The sequence below is a fragment of the Rhizobium sp. 16-488-2b genome, assembly GCF_017741815.1.
Lineage (GTDB): Bacteria > Pseudomonadota > Alphaproteobacteria > Rhizobiales > Rhizobiaceae > Rhizobium.
Genome location: NZ_JAGHMF010000026.1, coordinates 128,188 through 146,735, shown reverse-complemented (window position 1 = coordinate 146,735; position 18,548 = coordinate 128,188). Strand labels below are relative to the sequence as shown.

The 18,548-nt window shown below is 61.7% G+C and carries 19 protein-coding genes; 11 read left to right on the top strand and 8 right to left on the bottom strand.

The genetic code is table 11. The annotated features are described in order from the left end of the window. The first annotated feature begins 231 nt into the window (after positions 1-231). Complete coding sequence (locus tag J5286_RS21105; RefSeq protein ID WP_209191979.1) at positions 232-975, top strand: helix-turn-helix transcriptional regulator; 744 nt, start codon at positions 232-234, stop codon at positions 973-975. Positions 976-1,094: 119 nt separating this feature from the next. Further along, positions 1,095-4,559: a pyruvate carboxylase gene (gene pyc / locus J5286_RS21100; protein ID WP_209191978.1), complete on the top strand. Its 3,465-nt coding sequence runs from the start codon at positions 1,095-1,097 to the stop codon at positions 4,557-4,559. Positions 4,560-4,945: 386 nt separating this feature from the next. Here the strand turns inward: pyc and J5286_RS21095 are convergent, their stop codons facing one another. The 3 genes from J5286_RS21095 to J5286_RS21085 form a co-directional block, all read right to left on the bottom strand. Beyond that, the gene (locus tag J5286_RS21095) at positions 4,946-5,707 is read right to left on the bottom strand and encodes an amino acid ABC transporter ATP-binding protein (protein ID WP_209191977.1); all 762 of its coding nucleotides are present in this window, start codon (positions 5,705-5,707) and stop codon (positions 4,946-4,948) included. Beyond that, positions 5,704-6,384, bottom strand: coding sequence for an ABC transporter permease subunit (locus J5286_RS21090; protein WP_113009335.1), 681 nt, complete (start codon positions 6,382-6,384; stop codon positions 5,704-5,706). Before J5286_RS21090 ends, J5286_RS21095 begins: the two co-directional genes overlap by 4 nt. Before the next feature lie 209 nt (positions 6,385-6,593). After that, on the bottom strand, positions 6,594-7,367 hold the full coding sequence (locus J5286_RS21085; RefSeq protein WP_209191976.1) for an amino acid ABC transporter substrate-binding protein: 774 nt from the start codon (positions 7,365-7,367) through the stop codon (positions 6,594-6,596). A gap of 240 nt (positions 7,368-7,607) precedes the next feature. Between J5286_RS21085 and J5286_RS21080 the strand changes: the two genes are divergently transcribed. The 3 genes from J5286_RS21080 to ispG all read left to right on the top strand — a co-directional run bounded on the left by J5286_RS21080 (position 7,608) and on the right by ispG (position 10,995). Next, positions 7,608-8,390: a DeoR/GlpR family DNA-binding transcription regulator gene (locus J5286_RS21080; protein ID WP_209191975.1), complete on the top strand. Its 783-nt coding sequence runs from the start codon at positions 7,608-7,610 to the stop codon at positions 8,388-8,390. Between the two features lie 60 nt (positions 8,391-8,450). Beyond that, on the top strand, positions 8,451-9,644 hold the full coding sequence (locus J5286_RS21075) for an MFS transporter (RefSeq protein ID WP_209191974.1): 1,194 nt from the start codon (positions 8,451-8,453) through the stop codon (positions 9,642-9,644). A 97-nt stretch (positions 9,645-9,741) separates the two neighbouring features. Beyond that, complete coding sequence (gene ispG / locus J5286_RS21070; RefSeq protein ID WP_113238175.1) at positions 9,742-10,995, top strand: flavodoxin-dependent (E)-4-hydroxy-3-methylbut-2-enyl-diphosphate synthase; 1,254 nt, start codon at positions 9,742-9,744, stop codon at positions 10,993-10,995. Between the two features lie 28 nt (positions 10,996-11,023). On the opposite strand, the gene J5286_RS21065 is transcribed toward ispG, so the two are convergent. Both J5286_RS21065 and J5286_RS21060 read right to left on the bottom strand, forming a co-directional pair. Beyond that, entirely contained in the window at positions 11,024-11,662 is a 639-nt protein-coding gene (locus J5286_RS21065; RefSeq protein WP_111562668.1) for a LysE family translocator, read from the bottom strand. 141 nt (positions 11,663-11,803) lie between these two features. Then, positions 11,804-12,715 carry a polyprenyl synthetase family protein gene (locus J5286_RS21060; RefSeq protein WP_209191973.1) on the bottom strand — a complete coding sequence of 304 codons (912 nt, stop codon included), beginning with the start codon at positions 12,713-12,715 and terminating at the stop codon, positions 11,804-11,806. A 135-nt stretch (positions 12,716-12,850) separates the two neighbouring features. Between J5286_RS21060 and mtgA the strand changes: the two genes are divergently transcribed. The 4 genes from mtgA (at position 12,851) to J5286_RS21040 (ending at position 15,247) form a co-directional block, all read left to right on the top strand. After that, positions 12,851-13,597: a monofunctional biosynthetic peptidoglycan transglycosylase gene (mtgA, locus tag J5286_RS21055; RefSeq protein ID WP_209191972.1), complete on the top strand. Its 747-nt coding sequence runs from the start codon at positions 12,851-12,853 to the stop codon at positions 13,595-13,597. Between the two features lie 106 nt (positions 13,598-13,703). Then, positions 13,704-14,351, top strand: a complete 648-nt coding sequence (locus J5286_RS21050) for a glutathione S-transferase family protein (RefSeq protein ID WP_209191971.1) — start codon at positions 13,704-13,706, stop codon at positions 14,349-14,351. A 156-nt stretch (positions 14,352-14,507) separates the two neighbouring features. Then, positions 14,508-14,693, top strand: coding sequence for a 50S ribosomal protein L32 (gene rpmF, locus J5286_RS21045; RefSeq protein ID WP_003543812.1), 186 nt, complete (start codon positions 14,508-14,510; stop codon positions 14,691-14,693). A 146-nt stretch (positions 14,694-14,839) separates the two neighbouring features. Continuing rightward, positions 14,840-15,247: a hypothetical protein gene (locus J5286_RS21040; RefSeq protein WP_047508975.1), complete on the top strand. Its 408-nt coding sequence runs from the start codon at positions 14,840-14,842 to the stop codon at positions 15,245-15,247. A gap of 59 nt (positions 15,248-15,306) precedes the next feature. Here the strand turns inward: J5286_RS21040 and phaR are convergent, their stop codons facing one another. Continuing rightward, positions 15,307-15,885, bottom strand: coding sequence for a polyhydroxyalkanoate synthesis repressor PhaR (phaR, locus tag J5286_RS21035; RefSeq protein WP_018901844.1), 579 nt, complete (start codon positions 15,883-15,885; stop codon positions 15,307-15,309). A 236-nt stretch (positions 15,886-16,121) separates the two neighbouring features. Between phaR and J5286_RS21030 the strand changes: the two genes are divergently transcribed. Beyond that, positions 16,122-17,303, top strand: a complete 1,182-nt coding sequence (locus tag J5286_RS21030; protein WP_209191970.1) for an acetyl-CoA C-acetyltransferase — start codon at positions 16,122-16,124, stop codon at positions 17,301-17,303. A gap of 69 nt (positions 17,304-17,372) precedes the next feature. Next, complete coding sequence (locus tag J5286_RS21025; RefSeq protein ID WP_209191969.1) at positions 17,373-18,098, top strand: beta-ketoacyl-ACP reductase; 726 nt, start codon at positions 17,373-17,375, stop codon at positions 18,096-18,098. Positions 18,099-18,125: 27 nt separating this feature from the next. Here J5286_RS21025 and J5286_RS21020 read toward each other — a convergent pair whose 3' ends face one another. Together J5286_RS21020 and J5286_RS21015 are read right to left on the bottom strand one after the other, a co-directional pair. Continuing rightward, entirely contained in the window at positions 18,126-18,275 is a 150-nt protein-coding gene (locus J5286_RS21020) for a hypothetical protein (protein ID WP_209191968.1), read from the bottom strand. 85 nt (positions 18,276-18,360) lie between these two features. Further along, positions 18,361-18,507, bottom strand: a complete 147-nt coding sequence (locus J5286_RS21015; RefSeq protein WP_209191967.1) for a hypothetical protein — start codon at positions 18,505-18,507, stop codon at positions 18,361-18,363. Positions 18,508-18,548: the final 41 nt, after the last annotated feature.

Below are 18,548 nucleotides of genomic sequence, written 5' to 3'. Positions count from 1 at the left end.
TTCGCCGTCGCGCCGATGCCCGCTTTCATGAGCGACTGCCAGATGTGGTAAAATTTCTTAGTGAAATGAAAAGGGGCGGCATTTAACCCTTGCGTTGTCGCGTCAAACTGGCACAACCATAAACGATATTCTGAACTCTAATTTCAATTGCATCGATAACCGTTCGCTATCGGGGCAAATCCTGTCGCAGCGGCTTCACTTAAAAGCCTGTGATGGGATGGGGGCATTTTAGTGAATATTCATTCATTAATTCAATTACTTGTCGTTCTTGAAGAGTGCCGGAAACCGGAAGCGGTGGTCGATGAGTTGAAGCATGTCGTCCTGTCTTATGGCTTCGAGTTTCATGGGTTGCTTCGCTACCCCAAACACAGCGAGGACCTGACAGGGGCGGCGCTCGCCGGCGAATGGCCCGAGGGATGGCCGCAGATCTACGTCGGCAAGAAATATATGCTGAACGATCCGACAATCCGTTATCTCGCCTTCGCGCAACAGCCGTTTCGCTGGAAAGATAGTCTCGCGGCATTCCGCAAGGATCCGCACTATCGGCGGATGGAACAGGTGATGTCCGCTGCCTGGGGCTATGGCCTGAAGGACGGCTACATGTTTCCGATCCATGGGAGAAGCGGTGTGCTCGGCTATCTGAGTGTCGGCGGCAAACCTGTCGATTTGTCTCCGCTCGAGATCACGCTGTTCGATGCGATCGCCAAGCGGGCATTCTGGCGCCTGCTCGAACTGCGCGGCGAAGACGGTTCGGTGTCGGACGATCTGTCGGGTGCCGACACAAGGCTTACGCGGCGCGAAATGGAAATCCTTCAGTATCTCGCGGAAGGACTGACGTCGGTCGAGATCGGCAAGCTGTTGCAGATCTCCAACCATACCGTCGACTGGTATATGAACGGTCTGCAGGACAAGCTGAAGGCAAAGAACCGCCAGCATGCCGTGGCTGTTGCTTTCCGCCACGGGCTCATTAGCTAGCTAGTTTAGAGAAATTCGATCTTGCGTCGTCGTGGGAAATTGAACTTTCCGTGACAGCGGGTTAAGACTCCTTTCGCGGGTGCAGCATTGCCCGTTTTTATGCCGTGAGGAGACTGCATTTGCCCATTTCCAAGATCCTTGTCGCCAACCGTTCCGAAATTGCCATCCGCGTGTTTCGCGCTGCCAACGAGCTCGGGATAAAAACGGTCGCGATATGGGCTGAGGAAGACAAACTGGCGCTGCATCGCTTCAAGGCGGACGAGAGTTACCAGGTCGGCCGCGGCCCGCATCTTGCGCGCGACCTCGGCCCGATCGAGAGCTATCTTTCGATCGACGAAGTCATCCGTGTCGCCAAGCTCTCCGGAGCGGATGCGATCCATCCGGGCTACGGCCTGTTGTCCGAGAGCCCCGAATTCGTCGATGCCTGTAACAAGGCCGGCATCATCTTCATCGGCCCGACCGGCGATACGATGCGCCAGCTCGGCAACAAGGTGGCGGCCCGCAATCTCGCGATCTCGGTCGGCGTTCCCGTCGTTCCGGCCACCGATCCACTGCCTGACGATATGGCCGTTGTTGCCAAGATGGCTGACGAGATCGGCTATCCCGTCATGCTTAAGGCATCCTGGGGCGGTGGCGGTCGCGGCATGCGCGCCATTCGCGATCCGAAGGACCTTGCCCGCGAGGTGACCGAAGCCAAGCGTGAGGCGATGGCCGCCTTCGGCAAGGATGAGGTCTATCTCGAAAAGCTCGTCGAGCGCGCCCGTCACGTCGAAAGCCAGATCCTTGGCGATACGCATGGCAATGTCGTGCATCTCTTCGAGCGCGACTGCTCGATCCAGCGCCGTAACCAGAAGGTCGTAGAGCGCGCGCCAGCCCCTTATTTGAGTGAAGCGCAGCGCCAGGAACTGGCCGCCTATTCGCTGAAGATCGCGGGCGCCACTGGCTATGTCGGCGCCGGCACCGTCGAGTATCTGATGGATGCCGATACCGGCAAATTCTACTTCATCGAAGTCAATCCGCGCATCCAGGTCGAACACACGGTGACCGAAGTCGTCACCGGCATCGATATCGTCAAGGCGCAGATCCACATCCTCGACGGCTTCGCGATCGGCACGCCGGAATCGGGCGTGCCCGCACAGGCCGATATCAAGCTCAACGGCCATGCCCTGCAGTGCCGCATCACCACCGAGGATCCGGAACACAACTTCATCCCGGATTACGGCCGTATCACCGCCTATCGTTCGGCATCCGGCTTTGGCATTCGTCTCGATGGCGGCACGTCCTATTCGGGCGCCATCATCACCCGCTATTACGATCCGCTCTTGGTTAAGGTCACGGCCTGGGCGCCGAGCCCGTCGGAAGCGATCTCGCGCATGGACCGCGCGCTGCGCGAATTCCGTATCCGCGGCGTCGCCACCAACCTGACCTTCCTGGAAGCGATCATCACGCATCCGAAGTTCAAGGATAACAGCTACACTACCCGCTTCATCGACACGACGCCGGAGCTGTTCCAGCAGGTCAAGCGCCAGGACCGCGCGACGAAGCTGCTCACCTATCTGGCCGACGTCACCGTCAACGGTCACCCCGAGGCCAAGGATAGGCCGCGCCCGACGGCGGATGCCGCCGAGCCCGTCGTGCCCTACACCAACGGCACGACGATCAAGGACGGCACCAAGCAGCTGCTCGACACGCTTGGTCCGAAGAAGTTCGGCGAATGGATGCGCAACGAAAAGCGCGTGCTGATGACCGACACGACGATGCGCGACGGCCATCAGTCGCTGCTCGCGACCCGCATGCGCACCTACGACATCGCCCGTATCGCCGGCACCTATGCGCATGCACTGCCGAACCTGCTCTCGCTGGAGTGCTGGGGCGGCGCCACCTTCGACGTCTCCATGCGCTTCCTGACGGAAGATCCGTGGGAGCGCCTGTCTCAGGTGCGCGAGGCGGCACCGAACCTCCTGCTGCAGATGCTGCTGCGCGGCGCCAACGGCGTCGGTTACAAGAACTACCCTGATAACGTCGTCAAATACTTCGTCCGCCAGGCTGCGGCCGGCGGTATCGATCTATTCCGCGTCTTCGACTGCCTGAACTGGGTCGAGAACATGCGCGTGTCGATGGATGCGGTGGCGGAAGAGAACAAGCTTTGCGAAGCTGCGATCTGCTATACCGGCGATATCCTGAACTCGGCACGTCCGAAGTATGATCTGAAGTACTACACCGATCTCGCCGTTCAGCTGGAAAAGGCCGGCGCGCATATCATCGCGCTGAAGGATATGGCGGGCCTGTTGAAGCCGGCCGCTGCCAAGGTGCTGTTCAAGGCGCTGCGCGAGGCAACCTCGCTGCCGATCCACTTCCATACGCACGACACCTCGGGCATTGCGGCCGCGACCGTTCTGGCTGCCGTCGACGCCGGCGTCGATGCCGTCGATGCGGCCATGGACGCGCTGTCGGGCAACACCTCGCAGCCGTGCTTGGGCTCGATCGTCGAAGCGCTGCGTGGTTCGGAGCGCGATCCGGGTCTCGATCCGGAATGGATCCGCCGCATCTCGTTCTACTGGGAAGCGGTGCGCCACCAGTACGCGGCCTTCGAGAGCGATCTCAAGGGACCGGCGTCGGAAGTCTACTTGCACGAAATGCCGGGCGGCCAGTTCACCAATCTCAAGGAACAGGCCCGCTCGCTCGGCCTCGAGACCCGCTGGCATCAGGTGGCGCAGGCCTATGCCGACGCCAACCAGATGTTCGGCGATATCGTCAAGGTGACGCCGTCCTCCAAGGTGGTCGGCGACATGGCGCTGATGATGGTGAGCCAAGATCTGAGCGTCGCCGACGTCGTCAGCGTAGACAAGGAAGTGTCCTTCCCTGAATCCGTCGTCTCGATGCTGAAGGGCGATCTCGGTCAGCCGCCGTCTGGCTGGCCGGCAGCGCTGCAGAAGAAGGCGCTGAAGGGCGATGCGCCCTATACGGTGCGTCCCGGCTCGCTGCTTGAGGATGCTGATCTCGATGCCGAACGCAAGACGATCGAAACCAAGCTGGAGCGCGAGGTCAACGACTTCGAGTTTGCCTCTTATCTCATGTATCCGAAGGTCTTCACCGACTTCGCTCTGGCATCCGACACCTACGGCCCGGTCTCGGTTCTGCCGACGCCTGCCTATTTCTACGGTCTTGGCGACGGCGAGGAGCTGTTTGCCGATATCGAGAAGGGCAAGACGCTCGTCATCGTCAACCAGGCGATGAGCGGCACCGACAGCCAGGGCATGGTCACCGTGTTCTTCGAGCTCAACGGCCAGCCGCGCCGCATCAAGGTTCCGGATCGCGCCCATGGTGCCACCGGAGCTGCTGCCCGCCGCAAGGCTGAGCCGGGCAATGCGGCCCATGTCGGCGCGCCGATGCCTGGCGTAATCTCCCGCGCCTTCGTCTCGGCCGGCCAGACGGTCAGCGCCGGTGACGTGCTGGTGTCGATCGAAGCCATGAAGATGGAAACGGCGATCCACGCCGAGAAGGACGGCACGATCGCCGAAGTTCTCGTCAAGGCCGGCGACCAGATCGATGCCAAGGACCTGCTGGTCACTTATGCAGGGTAAGTGATGCTGGCGGGCGTCGTGTCATGCGGCGCCCGGTCGGGCTATCCGCTGTGTGGCGTTCTTGGCGGCGTACCGTGTCGTTTCAATAGGTTACGGACGCGGCCACTTACTCTGCCGTCATCCTCGGGCTCGTCCCGAGGATCTGCCAACGGTCCAACTTGCTTGACGTGCATGGACACTTGGCGCGTGTTTTTGTCGACTCGACGGCGCGTGCTGATCCGTCGCGAATGTCCGCACCGTTGAACTCCGGGAGGCGTGCTTAGATCCTCGGGACAAGCCCGAGGATGACGCCGAGCGGGTTTTTGACTCGCGTTTCAATGAGTTGCGGCTGCGGCCATCCGCTCCGCCGTAATCCTGACTTTGCCCCGTGATCTCGTAATTATCCCTCAAATATCGTAGGTATGCGCGGCGTTGATCGTCGAGATGAAGCGCTTGGTGCGTTCGCGTTCCGGGGCGGTGAAGATGTTCTTCGCGCTGCCGGTCTCGACCACGCTGCCCGCTTCCAGGAAGACGACGTCGTTGGCGATCTTCGAGGCGAGCCTCAGGTCGTGGGTCGCCATGACCATGGTCGTGCCCTCGCTGGCGAGGCGGCCGAGGACGTCGACGACTTCGGCGGAGAGTTCCGGGTCGAGCGCCGATGTCGGCTCGTCGCAGAGAAGGACGCGGGGCGAAGGGGCCAGCGCGCGGGCGATCGCCACGCGCTGCTGCTGGCCGCCCGACAGCGTCGAGGGCCAGGCATCGGCCTTGTGGGCCATGCCGACCTTGGTCAGGAGTTCCATGGCGCGGTTGCGGGCCTTTTCCTTCGGCCATTTCAGCACGGTCACCAGGCTTTCCATGACGTTTTCGATCGCCGTCTGGTGCGGGAAGAGCTGGAAATTCTGGAAAACCATGCCGGTCTGACGGCGGATCTTCTGGATCGCCTGCCAGCTGGTCTTCTGGCCGGGCTTGAAGGTCAGGGTTTCCTCGCCGAGGCGGATGGTGCCTGCGGTCGGGATCTCCAGGAGGTTGATGCAGCGCAGGAGCGTGCTCTTGCCGCCGCCCGAGGGGCCGACGAGCGCGGTAACGCTGCCTTCGGGAATGCGGATGCTGATGTCCTTCAGGATAACGGCGTCGCCGAAGCGCTTTTCAATATTCGAGAGCTCAATCATGCGTTTGCCTCCAGCATGCCGCCATAGCGGGCGAAGCGGCGCTCCAGCCTGACCTGCAGGGCCGAGAGAACGGAGCTCAGGGCGAGATAGATGAGGGCTGCCTCTATATAGAGGATCAGCGGTTCATAGGTGGTGGCGACGATGCGCTGGGCGGCCTGGAAGAGCTCCGGCACGGTGATGGCGGCGGCGAGCGACGTATCCTTGACCAGCGAAATGAAGGTGTTCGACAGCGGCGGCACGGCAACGCGACCGGCCTGCGGCAGGATCGTCCGGCTCATCGCCTGGCGCCAGCTCATGCCGATCGAATAGGCGGCCTCCCACTGGCCCTTGGGCACGGAGGAGATGACGGCGCGGATGATCTCGGAGCTGTAGGCGCCGATGTTGAGCGTGAAGCCGATCAGGGCTGCCGGGAAGGCGTCGAGCAGGATGCCGATGCTGGGCAGGCCGTAGAAGATGACGAAGAGCTGTACCAGAAGCGGCGTGCCGCGGATCACCCAGACGTAGAAGCGGGCGATCGCCACGAAGGGGGCTGCGCCAAAGAGCCGGGCGATCGCGGTGATCAGGCCGAGTACGAGCCCGAAGGTGAAGGACAGCAATGTCAGCGGAATGGTGAAGACCAGCCCGGCCCACAACAGGGGCACGAGCGAATCCGCCATCAATTGAAGCCAGTGCGGCACGGGCGTTCCCTTTCGCGGGGTTTATAGGTTTTTACGTGGAATACCCCTCCCCAACCCCTCCCCACAAGGGGGAGGGGCTAAGAGGTGGCACTATGCGTGCAGAACGTACGCATTGGCGCTCATGTCGGATTTAGTCGGAAAGCGCCCAATAAAAAGCCCCTCCGCCTTGCGGGGAGGGGTTGGGAGGATATCTGCGCTGTGCTTCAGACTTACTTCGAGACGTCCTGGCCGAAATACTTGTCGGAGATCGTCTTGTAGGTGCCGTCGGCCTTGATATCGACGAGCGCCTTGTTGATCGCTTCCAGCAGTTCCGGTTCGCCCTTGCGGATGATGATGCCGGAGTGGTCGGCATTTTCTTCCTGCGCGGCGATCTTTACCGGGGCGTCGGGCTTGTGCTTCTTGAAATCGAGGAAGGACAGGCTGTCGTTGATGGTGGCGTCGGCGCGCTTGGTGAGCACCAGCTGGATCGACTGGTCGAAGCCGTCGGTGCCGACGAGTTCGGCGCCGGACTGTTCGGCGAGCTTGCCGAAGTTGCTGGTCAGTGACTGCGCCGACTTCTTGCCCTTGAGATCAGCGAAGGTCTTGATGCTGTCGTCGCCGTCGCGAACGATGAGCACGGCCTTGGAGGCGATGTAGGGCTCGGAGAAGTCATACTTTTGCTTGCGTGCATCGGTGATGCCGACCTGGTTGATGACGGTGTCGTAGCGCTTGGCGTCGATGCCGGCGATCAGGCCGTCCCACTTGCCTTCGACGAACTCGGCCTTGACGCCGAGCTTGGTGGCGACTGCTTCGCCGATCTCGACGTCGAAGCCGACAAGCTTGCCGCTGGCATCATGGAAAGTGAACGGGGCGTAGGTGCCTTCGGTGCCGATCTTCAGCACGCCCGCCTGCTTGATGGCGGCGAGGTTTTCGCCGGCCAGTGCCGGCATCAGGGCGGCGGCCTGGATCAGGGCTGCGGTGGCGAGGGTCTTCAGGAGGTTCATGTGTCTGTCCAATTCACCAGTGTGTTCGATGGCTGAAAAATCGCAGAAAAGCCGATGCCGCGATGCGTCAAAAACTGCGAAGAAAATCGGCAATTGCGAATATTTTTCTCATTTATCACGGTTTTGGTGTTCAGTGTTTCACAATGTGAGGCGATGATTTGTTTGCTCCCGCTTGTTTGCACGTTTGTATCGGTTTATGCATGATTCAATCGATTTGAGATTGGTCAGGCTAAATCCGGCATGAACACGAACGAACTTCTGCTGCAGGAGCGCAAGAGCGTCATTTCGCGCAAGCTGCAGACCCATGGGCGCGTGCTTGCCGCCGAGCTCGCGGCGGAATTCGGTGTCTCCGAGGATACGGTGCGCCGCGACCTGCGCGAGATGGCGGCGGCGGGGCTCTGCGAGCGGGTCTATGGCGGCGCGCTGCCGGTTTCGCCTGCCGGCGGCAGCCTCAATCACCGCGCTGGCATCGCGCGCGACCGCAAGCAGGCGCTGGCGGCGGCCGCCGTTTCGCAGATCGCGGCCGATATGACCGTGTTCTTCGATGCGGGCAGCACGAACCTGGCGATAGCCATGGCATTGCCGATGGATCTGCCGCTGACGGCGGTGACCAATGCGCCGTCGATCGCCGCGGCGCTGATCGACAAGCCGCTCGTCAACGTCATCCTGATCGGCGGATTGATCGACCGGCAGGTGGGCGGCGCGCTGGGGGCAAAGGCGATGCGCGACATGGAGCCGCTGTCGCCCGACCTCTGCATTCTCGGCGCCTGCGGCGTCGATATCGCGGCCGGCGTCACCGTCTTCGGTTTCGAGGATGCGGAGTTCAAGCGCTTCGTCGCGACCAAGAGCCGGCAGGTACTTGTCGCCGTCACCTCCGACAAGTTCGGCACGGCCGCGCCGCATGGCGTGCTCTCGGCCGCCGATTGCGGCTGCCTCGTGGTTGAGCGCGATGCCGATCCTCAGATGCTGGCGCGCTACCGCGATCTTGGATGCAAGACGCTGGTTGCCGGCGAAAACGAATAAATATCGTTCAATGATGCGCCGGACGAGGAGTGCCGGCGCCAGTGCATAATGGGAAGAGACATGGATAATCACGTCAACACAGCGCTTCCGGTCAGAAGCGGCTACGTCACCAAGAACAGGACGGCGGTGTCGCTGCTGTTCCTGATCAACGGCTTCACCGTTGGTTCCTGGGCGCCGAAGATCCCCGAATTCGCCGAACGACTGGAGCTCAGCAAGTTCCACCTCGGGCTGATGATCCTGGTGCTTGGGATCGGCTCGCTGACGCTGATGCCGATTGCCGGCGCACAGATCGCGCGGCATGGATCGCGGGTCGTATCGCTTGCCATGGCCGTGTGCCTGCTGCCCGGCCTGCTGGCGCTGACGCTGGCGCCCAATATTGTGATGGCGGCAATCGCGATCTTCCTGTTCGGCGGCTTCATGGGGGCCATGGATGTTGCCATGAATGCCAATGCGGTCGCCGTCGAGCAGTCGATGCGGCGGGCGATTATGTCGTCCTGTCATGCCTTCTGGAGCCTCGGCGGGTTGATCGGCGCCGGCCTCGGTGGGCTGCTGATCGCGCATTTCGGCGTGTTTGCACATGCCATCGTCGCGACGGCTCTCGCGGCCATCACGCTTGCGGTTGCCTGGAACATGATCCTTGCCGACCAGCCGCATCCCGATACGAAGAAAGAGAAAACGCGGCTGCCGATGGTGCCGCTGCCCTGGCTGCTCGGTCTCGTCGCGCTGTTTTCGATGATGCCGGAAGGCGCGGTTCTCGACTGGGGCGCGCTTTATCTCCGCGAAGAACTCGGTGCTTCGGTTGCGCTCTCGGGCTTCGGCTTCGCTGCCTTCTCGCTGACGATGGCGGCGATGCGCTTTGCCGGCGACCTCGTTCGTGATCGCCTGGGCGGCGTCATGACGCTCAGGATCTGCACGCTGTTCGCCATCGCGGGCATGCTTCTCGCAGGTTTCGCGCCGAATGCGGAGATCGCCATCCTTGGCTTTGCCTTCTGCGGCATCGGTATCTCCAACATGGTGCCGATCGCTTTCTCGGCAGCGGGCAATATTCCACATCTGAAGGCAGGTATCGGTATCTCGGTCGTCACCACCATGGGCTATTCCGGCATGCTGGTGGCGCCGTCGGCGATCGGCTTCGTGGCCGAGCATGTCGGCTTCTCCGTCGTTTTCATGGCGCTGCCGGTGCTTCTCCTCGTGGTGCTGGCGCTCTCCAACCTGGCGCGCTATGCGGACGGCATTTCCGGTGGTGGTCACTAAGAGACGTCAAACAAAGTGATGGATGCCGCGGGTTGACAAGCGGGCGGTCATGATCCACCTGAAAGGCACGAAATTTAAGGGTTCAAGAGCTCTATCCATGTCTTCAGCTACGGATTTTGATCCGAAACCGCGCCGCGCATCCGTTGCCGTCGATGTCGGCGGCGTCATCGTCGGCGGCGGCGCGCCCGTCGTCGTCCAGTCGATGACCAATACGGATACGGCCGATATCGACGCCACTGTCGCCCAGGTGGCCGCGCTCTACAAGGCCGGCTCCGAGCTTGTTCGTATCACCGTCGATCGCGATGAAAGCGCTGCCGCCGTGCCGCGCATCCGCGACCGGCTGCTGCGCCTCGGCATGGACGTGCCGCTGGTCGGCGACTTCCATTATATCGGCCACAAGCTGCTTGCCGATCATCCCGATTGCGCCGAGGCGCTGGCGAAGTACCGGATCAATCCCGGGAATGTCGGCTTCAAGGACAAGAAGGACAAGCAGTTCGGCGACATCATCGAGATGGCGATCCGCTACGACAAGCCTGTGCGTATCGGCGTCAACTGGGGGTCGCTCGACCAGGAACTGCTGACCGCTCTGATGGACCAGAACTCGGCCGCCGGTTCGCCGCTCTCGGCCCGCCAGGTTACCCGCGAGGCGATCGTGCAGTCGGCGCTGATCTCGGCCAATCTCGCCGAAGAGATCGGCCTGCCGCGCAACCGCATCATTCTGTCGGCCAAGGTCAGCCAGGTGCAGGACCTGATCGCTGTTTATTCCATGCTGTCTGAACGTTCCGACCATGCGCTGCATCTCGGCCTCACCGAGGCCGGCATGGGCACCAAGGGCATCGTCGCTTCTTCTGCCGCCATGGGCTACGTGCTGCAGCACGGGATCGGCGATACGATCCGTGTATCGCTGACGCCGGAGCCGAATGGCGACCGTACGCGTGAAGTGCAGGTGGCGCAGGAAATCCTGCAGGTCATGGGCTTCCGCCAGTTCATTCCTGTCGTCGCGGCTTGTCCCGGCTGCGGGCGTACGACGTCGACGGTCTTCCAGGAGCTGGCGCAGAACATCCAGAACGACTTGCGCAAGAACATGCCCGTGTGGCGCGACAAGTATCCGGGTGTCGAGGCGCTCAACGTCGCGGTCATGGGCTGCATCGTCAACGGCCCCGGTGAGAGCAAGCATGCCGATATCGGCATCTCGCTGCCAGGAACCGGCGAGAGCCCGTCTGCGCCCGTCTATATCGATGGCCAGAAGGCGATGACGCTGCGCGGTCCGAATATCGCGTCGGATTTCGAGGCGCTGGTCGCCGATTACATCGAAAAGCGTTTCGGCCAGAACAGGACGGCGGCGGAGTAATCCGCGCCGTCGCTTTTCCTATCCAAAATCAGATCCGGCTGGTGAGCAGCTTCAGCCCTGCGAAGCAGTAGAAGGCCGCCATGGCGCCTTCGATCCAGCGGCGCAGGCTTGAATAGATCTTCAGCGCCTGCGGTGTCGAGAAGAGCACGGCATAGCCCATGAAGACGATGAAGCCCGTCGTCAGGCAGATGCCGACGATCAGGCCGGCAACGGATGCCGGCGCGCCCTGAGGCATGCCGAGCGCGATGATCGCCAGCCATGCGAAGATCGCCTTCGGATTGGTGACGTGAATGCCGTAGCCGCGCAAAAGTAGCGCGCGGGTCGACATGTTCTTCGGCGTCGTGGCCTGCTTGATATCGGGATTGGCGCGCACGGCCTTGAAGGCCTTGTAGGCAAGATAGAGCAGATAGAGGCCACCGAAAATCTTCAGGATCTCAAGCGCCACCGCGTAGGTGTTGAGAATGGTGGCAAGCCCGAGTGCCGCCGCGCAGGCCCAGGTGAAGGAGCCGGCGAAAATGCCGAGCGAGATCGTCATGCCGGCCTTGCGGCCATGCACCATGGATGTCGAGACGATCGCCATGATGGCCGGGCCGGGGCTGATGACGGCGACGATATAGGCGATATAAGCCGGCAGGATCTGCGGAAGGTAGCTCAGGGTCTCGTGCATGGCGCTTCTCTTGGGAACGGCCGCGCATCGTTGCGGCCTTGCGCCAAGTTCTAGGCGCGCCACGTGTCGCTCGGCAAGAGAGCAGAGCCTGAGCGGGCGCCGGAATCTTGTCTCGGTGACGTTTTTTCAGCGATTGCTGTCTCAGCTCTTGCGCTCGGCGATGAAGCGGGCTGCTTCGACGAGAACCGTGGCGCGCTCGCCATAGGGGGCCAGCAGCGCTTCGGCTTCCTTCACATGGGCTGAGAGCGTCGCCTCGGCCCAGGCCATGCCGTGCAGGCCCACCAGAGTACCCTTGCCGCGGCCGGCGTCCTTGCCGGTTGCCTTGCCCATGGTGGCGCTGTCGGCGGTCAGGTCGAGGATGTCGTCGGCGAGCTGGAAGGCGAGGCCGATGCGTTCGCCGAACCGGCGCAATGTCGCGCGGTCCTCAGCCGGGCTGCCGGCCACGATGGCGCCCGCCTCGCAGGCGAAGCGGATGAGCGCACCCGTCTTCATCGCCTGCAGCATGATGATGCCCTGTTCGTCCGGCGCCTGCTTCTCCGCGGCCAGATCGAGCGCCTGTCCGCCGGCCATGCCGCCGAGGCCGGAGGCGCGCGACAGCGCGAGGATCAGCGCGACCTTGCGCGCCTCGTCGATACCTGGCGTCGAGGCGATGATGTCGAAGGCGTAGGTGAGCAGGCTGTCGCCGGCGAGAATGGCGGTCGCCTCGTCATAGGCGATGTGCACCGTCGGCTTGCCGCGGCGCAGGTCGTCGTCGTCCATGGCAGGCAGGTCGTCGTGGACGAGCGAATAACAGTGAACGCATTCGAGCGCGGCGCCGATCCGCAGGGCGGCGTCGCGATTGCCGCCGAGCATCGTTGCCGTCTCGACGACCAGAAACGGGCGCAGCCGCTTGCCGCCGTTCAGCACCGCGTAGTGCATGGCCGAGCGCAGGTTTTCCGGGCGTGCGATCTCGTCGTCCAAGACCGCTTGAGAAAGCAGCGCGTCGAGCACGCCTTCGATCTCACGGGCGTTGGCTGCGAGCCGGCTTTCGAATGTCTTCAGATGCGCGTTCATGCGGCGTTGTTTGGCACGGGCGGGCTTGGGCTTGCAACGGAATTGTCGACAGAGCAACCAAGATTTCCTTTGTGTCTGGCCATGCCAGTTTGCAGGCGGTATGGAGAAGAGGGGAACGAGACTGGGTCAGGGGAATTGGACATCACGCCGGAGACAGACGACAGCATGGCCATGCCGATCCATCGGCGCGCCCTCGTTTGGCTAAAGGGTCGTTCGCTTATGATGCGCATTGTTCTGGCGATCGCCGCGCTGCTTGTTCTGCCCTATGCGCTGATCTTACTTTACGTGCTGCCCTTCATCCATCCAGTCTCGACCTTGATGCTGCGCGATCTGGTTCTCTTGCGCGGCTACGACCGGCAATGGGTGTCGATCGACCAGATCTCGCCGGTTCTGGTGCAATCGGTGATGATGTCGGAAGACGGGCAGTTCTGTTTCCACGGTGGCGTCGACTGGGGCGAGATGCGGATGCTGGTGACCGACACGTTGCGCGGTGAAGCGACGCGCGGCGGCAGCACCATTCCGATGCAGACGGCGAAGAACCTCTTCTTGTGGAACAGCCGTTCCTTCGTGCGCAAGGCGATGGAACTGCCGCTGGCGGTGACGGCCGATTTCGTCTGGTCGAAGCGGCGGCTGATGGAGATCTATCTCAACATCGCCGAATGGGGCCCGGGTATCTATGGCATCGAGGCGGCGGCGCGCTATCATTTCAAGGTGCCGGCGTCGAAGCTCACCAGCCGGCAGGCGGCGCTGCTTGCGGTGTCTCTGCCCAATCCGATCGACCGCAATGCCGGCAAGCCGGGCCGCGGCCTGCGCAGTCTCGCCGGCGTCATCGAGCGCCGGGCGCGCAATTCCGGCGAATACATCAGATGCATTTATGACTGACATCAGAAGATGTCGCTGGTGACCCCAGATATCATCTGGCATGCGTGATCGCACGTATGAAGGATGATGTGCGGCTCGGCCGCGCTTGCTTGCAAGGGAGATATCTTTGGACCGGCTGACGCTCTATATCGGCAACAAGAACTATTCCTCCTGGTCGTTTCGCCCCTGGATCGCTCTGACGGCGGCCGGCATTCCGTTCGAGGAGGTTCTGGTTCCTTTCGACAACGCGGCCGGCAATCCGCACTTTCGGGCGTTTTCGCCGACCGGGCAGGTGCCGGTGCTGCAGCATGGCGCCACCCGCGTGTGGCAGTCGCTCGCCATCATCGAATATGTCGCCGAGCTTTATCCCGAAGCCGGCCTGTGGCCGAAGGCGCGCGACAAGCGGGCCGTGGCGCGCGCGGTGTCGATGGAGATGCTCTCTGGCTTCAGGGCGCTGCGCAGCGCCTGTCCGATGAACATGCGCCGCCCGAAGGGCCGGATTGCGCTTGCCGACGGCGTCATGGCCGATGTGGCGCGCATCGAGACGATCTGGCGGGATCTGCGCGCTCATTCCGGCGGTCCCTTTCTGTTTGGTGAATTCTCGGGCGCCGATGCGATGTTCGCGCCTGTCGTCAATCGCTTCGAGATCTACGATCTGGTGGCGTCGGGCGATACGTTGAGCTATATGGCGGCGATGAAGGCCCTGCCGGCCTGGAAGGCCTGGGAGGATGCGGCGCGCGCGGAGCCTTGGATCGTCGAGGAAGACGAGGTCTGATAAGAGATTCACGTGAATCTCAAAAAATAAAGCTGGGGACTGGTCAAGCCCCTCCAAGGCATGTATAAGCGCGCAAAATTTCCGAAATCGCGATATGTCGTTTCGGCCGCCAGTCTGGCCGTTGGATGTGTTCGCCTGTGAAGTGGAGTAAGAAAAATGGCTGTACCTAAGAGAAAAACAAGCCCGTCCAAGCGCGGTATGCGCCGCTCTGCTGACGCGCTGAAGGCCCCGACCTACGTTGAAGACAAGAACTCCGGCGAACTGCGTCGCCCGCACCATATCGATCTGAAGACCGGTATGTACCGCGGCCGTCAGGTTCTGACGCCGAAGGAAAGCGCATAATTTCATTATGCGTTCTGCTTCAGCAGAATTCGCAAGGCCGGCCGTGTGCCGGCCTTTTGCGTTTTGGCAATAATATATCGCATGATCACTTGAAGTGACGCGGTGATTTACGGCACTATTCTTCCACCGAGGGAGAATACCGCCACATGTTCACTGCAATTCCGCTGATGGTCGTGCCTTTCATTCTCTATAATCTTGCGATGGTCGGGTTCATGGGCAGCGGCGGACTTCCCGCGCTTCACAATGACCTCATCGTACTGTCGATGATCTCAGGGGCGATCTGGAGCATGTCGCTTGGTGACCTGTTCATCGTCGTGGCGCTCGTCGTTCTGTTCTTCGAGATTTTGCGCGCAACGCGCAACGCGCGCGGCAGCCTGGCCAACCACATGCTGTCCATGCTTGTCTTCATCGCGTTTCTGGTGGAGTTCCTGCTTGTTCCGGATGCGGCGACGCAGGTGTTCTTCATTCTTCTGACGATCGCGCTGATCGATGTCGTCGGCGGCTTCGCGGTATCGATCCGCAGCGCCGGGCGGGATGTCTCTATCGGGCTATGAGTCTCGGCATCTCCCCGAGCTCTCGGCTTGAGGAGATGCGAAGCGATCGGGGTCTGGTATCAGAGACTGTCGAGCTTGCTCTGAAGCGCGCGCAGCTGTTCCTTGAGTTCGTCGATATCCTTGGCTTCGGCCTTGCGGCTTTCCTTGGCGGCTGTTGCCGGCGCCTTGAAGGGCGAGAACATCTGCATGGCCTGCTGGAACATCTCGGTGTTGCGGCGCACCTGGTCCTCGACCATCTGCATGGGCAGTTGCAGGTTCTTCGTCAGCGGCGTCTCACCGAACGCGCGTGTCACCTGCTCGCGCATCTGCGTCTGCTGTTCGGTAAAGGCGCGCATGGAGTGTTCCAGGAAGCTCGGAACCACCATCTGCATCTGGTCGCCGTAATAGGTGATCAGCTGGCGTAGGAAGGAAATGGGTAGCAGCGTGTTGCCGGTCTTCGATTCCTGCTCGAAGATGATCTGCGTCAACACGGAATGCGTGATGTCGTCGCCGCTCTTGGCGTCCTGTACGGTGAAGTCCTCTCCCTTCTTCACCATCTCCGCCAGGTCTTCCAGAGTCACGTATGTGCTGGTGCCGGTGTTATACAGTCGGCGATTGGCGTATTTCTTGATCGCTACCTGGCCCTCATTCTTCGCCATATGAATCTCCCAAAGCCCGTCTTATTGTCATTGAAATTCCTCCACTTGGGAGTGTAGACGCAAAATCGGGCCGGTGACAATCTCTTTGTGCGATGCGGCAAGCCCCTTTTAGTGCAAGACAATTCACGCAGCGTAAGTTCTTTCGAAAATTCGCATGTGCTGTCTTGTCGTTTGACTTGGCGATGAAGCTTTGTCAGTTTCAACCTATATGTGGTGGAGCAAACGAGGAGACCTTCATGTCCAGTCCGTCTATCGTCATCGCCAGCGCCGGCCGTACGGCCGTCGGCTCGTTCAACGGCGCTTTCGCCACCGTCGCCGCCCATGAACTGGGTGCCGCGGCCGTCAAGGGCGCGCTCGATAGGGCGGGCGTCGATGCCTCCGAAGTGGACGAGGTCATCCTCGGGCAGGTGCTGCCGGCGGGCGAAGGGCAGAACCCGGCGCGCCAGGCGGCGATGAAGGCCGGCGTTCCCAAGGAAGCGACCGCCTGGGGCATCAACCAGCTCTGCGGGTCCGGCCTGCGCGCGGTCGCACTCGGCATGCAGCAGATCGCGCTCGGCGATGCGAAGATCATCGTCGCCGGCGGCCAGGAATCGATGTCGATGGCGCCGCATGCAGCACATTTGCGCGCCGGCACCAAGATGGGCGACATGAAGATGGTCGACACCATGATCAAGGACGGCCTCACCGACGCCTTCTACGGCTACCACATGGGCGTGACCGCCGAAAACATCGCCCGCCAGTGGCAGCTGACGCGCGAGGAGCAGGACATGTTCGCCGTTGCCTCGCAGAACAAGGCCGAGGCCGCGCAGAAGGCCGGGCGTTTTAGCGACGAGATCATTCCCTTCGTCATCCAGGGGCGCAAGGGCGACGTCACGGTCGATGCGGACGAATATATCCGCCACGGCGCCACCATGGAGGCAATGGCCAAGCTTCGGCCGGCGTTCGACAAGGAAGGCACGGTGACGGCGGCTAATGCATCTGGTCTCAATGATGGCGCGGCCGCTGCCGTGCTGATGACCGAAGCGGAAGCATCGCGTCGCGGCATCCAGCCGCTGGCGCGCATCGTCTCCTGGGCCACCGCCGGCGTCGATCCGCAGATCATGGGCACCGGCCCGATCCCGGCCTCGCGCAAGGCGCTGGAAAAGGCAGGCTGGTCGATCAACGATCTCGACCTCGTCGAGGCCAACGAGGCCTTCGCCGCGCAGGCCTGCGCGGTCAACAAGGATCTGGGCTGGAACCCCGAGATCGTCAACGTTAATGGCGGGGCGATTGCCATCGGTCACCCGATCGGCGCGTCCGGCGCGCGCGTGCTCAACACGCTTCTGTTCGAGATGAAGCGCCGCGGCGCCAAGAAGGGACTTGCGACATTGTGCATCGGCGGCGGAATGGGCGTCGCCATGTGCTTCGAAGCACTCTAATAGCCTGCTTTATATCGTGTCGTGGTTGAGCTCCGGGGATAGCGGAGCCTTACATATGGGGAGCGGAACATGAGCAGAGTCGCTGTTGTCACCGGCGGTACGCGCGGTATTGGCGCCGCCATTTCACTGGCCTTGAAGAGTGCGGGCTATCGGGTCACGGCCAACTATGCCGGCAATGACGAAGCCGCCCAGGCGTTTCATGCGGAGACCGGCATTCCAGTCTTCAAGTGGGATGTATCGAGTTACGAAGCCTGTTCCGAAGGCCTTGCTCGGATCGAAGCCGAGCTCGGCCCGATCGACGTGCTGGTCAACAATGCCGGCATCACGCGCGACGCGATGTTTCACAAGATGACGCCGCAGCAATGGCACGAGGTGATCAACACCAACCTCACCGGCCTGTTCAACATGACGCATCAGGTTTGGGCCGGCATGCGCGAGCGCAGCTTCGGCCGCATCGTCAATATCTCGTCGATCAATGGTCAGAAGGGCCAGATGGGGCAGGCGAACTATTCGGCGGCAAAGGCCGGCGATCTCGGCTTCACCAAGGCGCTTGCCCAGGAGGGCGCGACGAAAAACATCACCGTCAACGCCATCTGCCCCGGCTATATCGGCACCGAGATGGTGCTCGCGGTTCCTGAGAAGGTGCTCAACGAGCGCATCATTCCGCAGATCCCGGTCGGGCGTCTTGGTACGCCGGACGAGATCGCGCGCTGCGTGGTATTTCTCGTTTCGGATGATGCCGGCTTTATCACCGGCTCGACGCTCAGCGCCAATGGCGGGCAGTTGTTCGTCTAAGGCGGGCTTTGCCTTGCGCAGATCTGCTTAGCGGATCGAGGCGGTATGTTCGGTATCGCTGACGGTCGTCTGGTGCGACGGCTTATGCGGGGTCTTGCTCGTGTCGTATGGGTTGAGCGCCGCATAAGTGGCGAGCGCAATCGTCAAGATTGCCGCAGCGCCGATGATCTTCGTCATTGTCTTTCCCTCCCAAGCCGGTCGAGGCATTCCTGATCCCGACCGGTGTCGATATTGGGGCGAATTCGAGGAATTATTCGGTCATTCAACCGTTGGGATGGTGCCGGTCGCGGACCTTCACCGGCACGCGGACGCGCACCTGGTTTTCAGTGCGGAGCGCCATTGCTGCCTTTGCCAGAAATGCCGCCGCGATCAGGATGGCGGTTGCCGAATTCAGGATGATCTGGGCCATGATTTTGTCCTCTCACAAGGGCGGCGCGTCTGATGTGCCGC

Bases quoted from the DNA above. Each gene is read 5' to 3' on its own strand.
- J5286_RS21095 (WP_209191977.1), bottom strand. From the start codon at position 5,707: ATGATTGAGCTCTCGAATATTGAAAAGCGCTTCGGCGACGCCGTTATC.
- J5286_RS21085 (WP_209191976.1), bottom strand. From the start codon at position 7,367: ATGAACCTCCTGAAGACCCTCGCCACCGCAGCCCTGATCCAGGCCGCC.
- J5286_RS21080 (WP_209191975.1), top strand. From the start codon at position 7,608: ATGAACACGAACGAACTTCTGCTGCAGGAGCGCAAGAGCGTCATTTCG.
- J5286_RS21075 (WP_209191974.1), top strand. From the start codon at position 8,451: ATGGATAATCACGTCAACACAGCGCTTCCGGTCAGAAGCGGCTACGTC.
- ispG (WP_113238175.1), top strand. From the start codon at position 9,742: ATGTCTTCAGCTACGGATTTTGATCCGAAACCGCGCCGCGCATCCGTT.
- J5286_RS21065 (WP_111562668.1), bottom strand. From the start codon at position 11,662: ATGCACGAGACCCTGAGCTACCTTCCGCAGATCCTGCCGGCTTATATC.
- J5286_RS21060 (WP_209191973.1), bottom strand. From the start codon at position 12,715: ATGAACGCGCATCTGAAGACATTCGAAAGCCGGCTCGCAGCCAACGCC.
- rpmF (WP_003543812.1), top strand. From the start codon at position 14,508: ATGGCTGTACCTAAGAGAAAAACAAGCCCGTCCAAGCGCGGTATGCGC.
- J5286_RS21040 (WP_047508975.1), top strand. From the start codon at position 14,840: ATGTTCACTGCAATTCCGCTGATGGTCGTGCCTTTCATTCTCTATAAT.
- phaR (WP_018901844.1), bottom strand. From the start codon at position 15,885: ATGGCGAAGAATGAGGGCCAGGTAGCGATCAAGAAATACGCCAATCGC.
- J5286_RS21030 (WP_209191970.1), top strand. From the start codon at position 16,122: ATGTCCAGTCCGTCTATCGTCATCGCCAGCGCCGGCCGTACGGCCGTC.
- J5286_RS21025 (WP_209191969.1), top strand. From the start codon at position 17,373: ATGAGCAGAGTCGCTGTTGTCACCGGCGGTACGCGCGGTATTGGCGCC.
- J5286_RS21020 (WP_209191968.1), bottom strand. From the start codon at position 18,275: ATGACGAAGATCATCGGCGCTGCGGCAATCTTGACGATTGCGCTCGCC.
- J5286_RS21015 (WP_209191967.1), bottom strand. From the start codon at position 18,507: ATGGCCCAGATCATCCTGAATTCGGCAACCGCCATCCTGATCGCGGCG.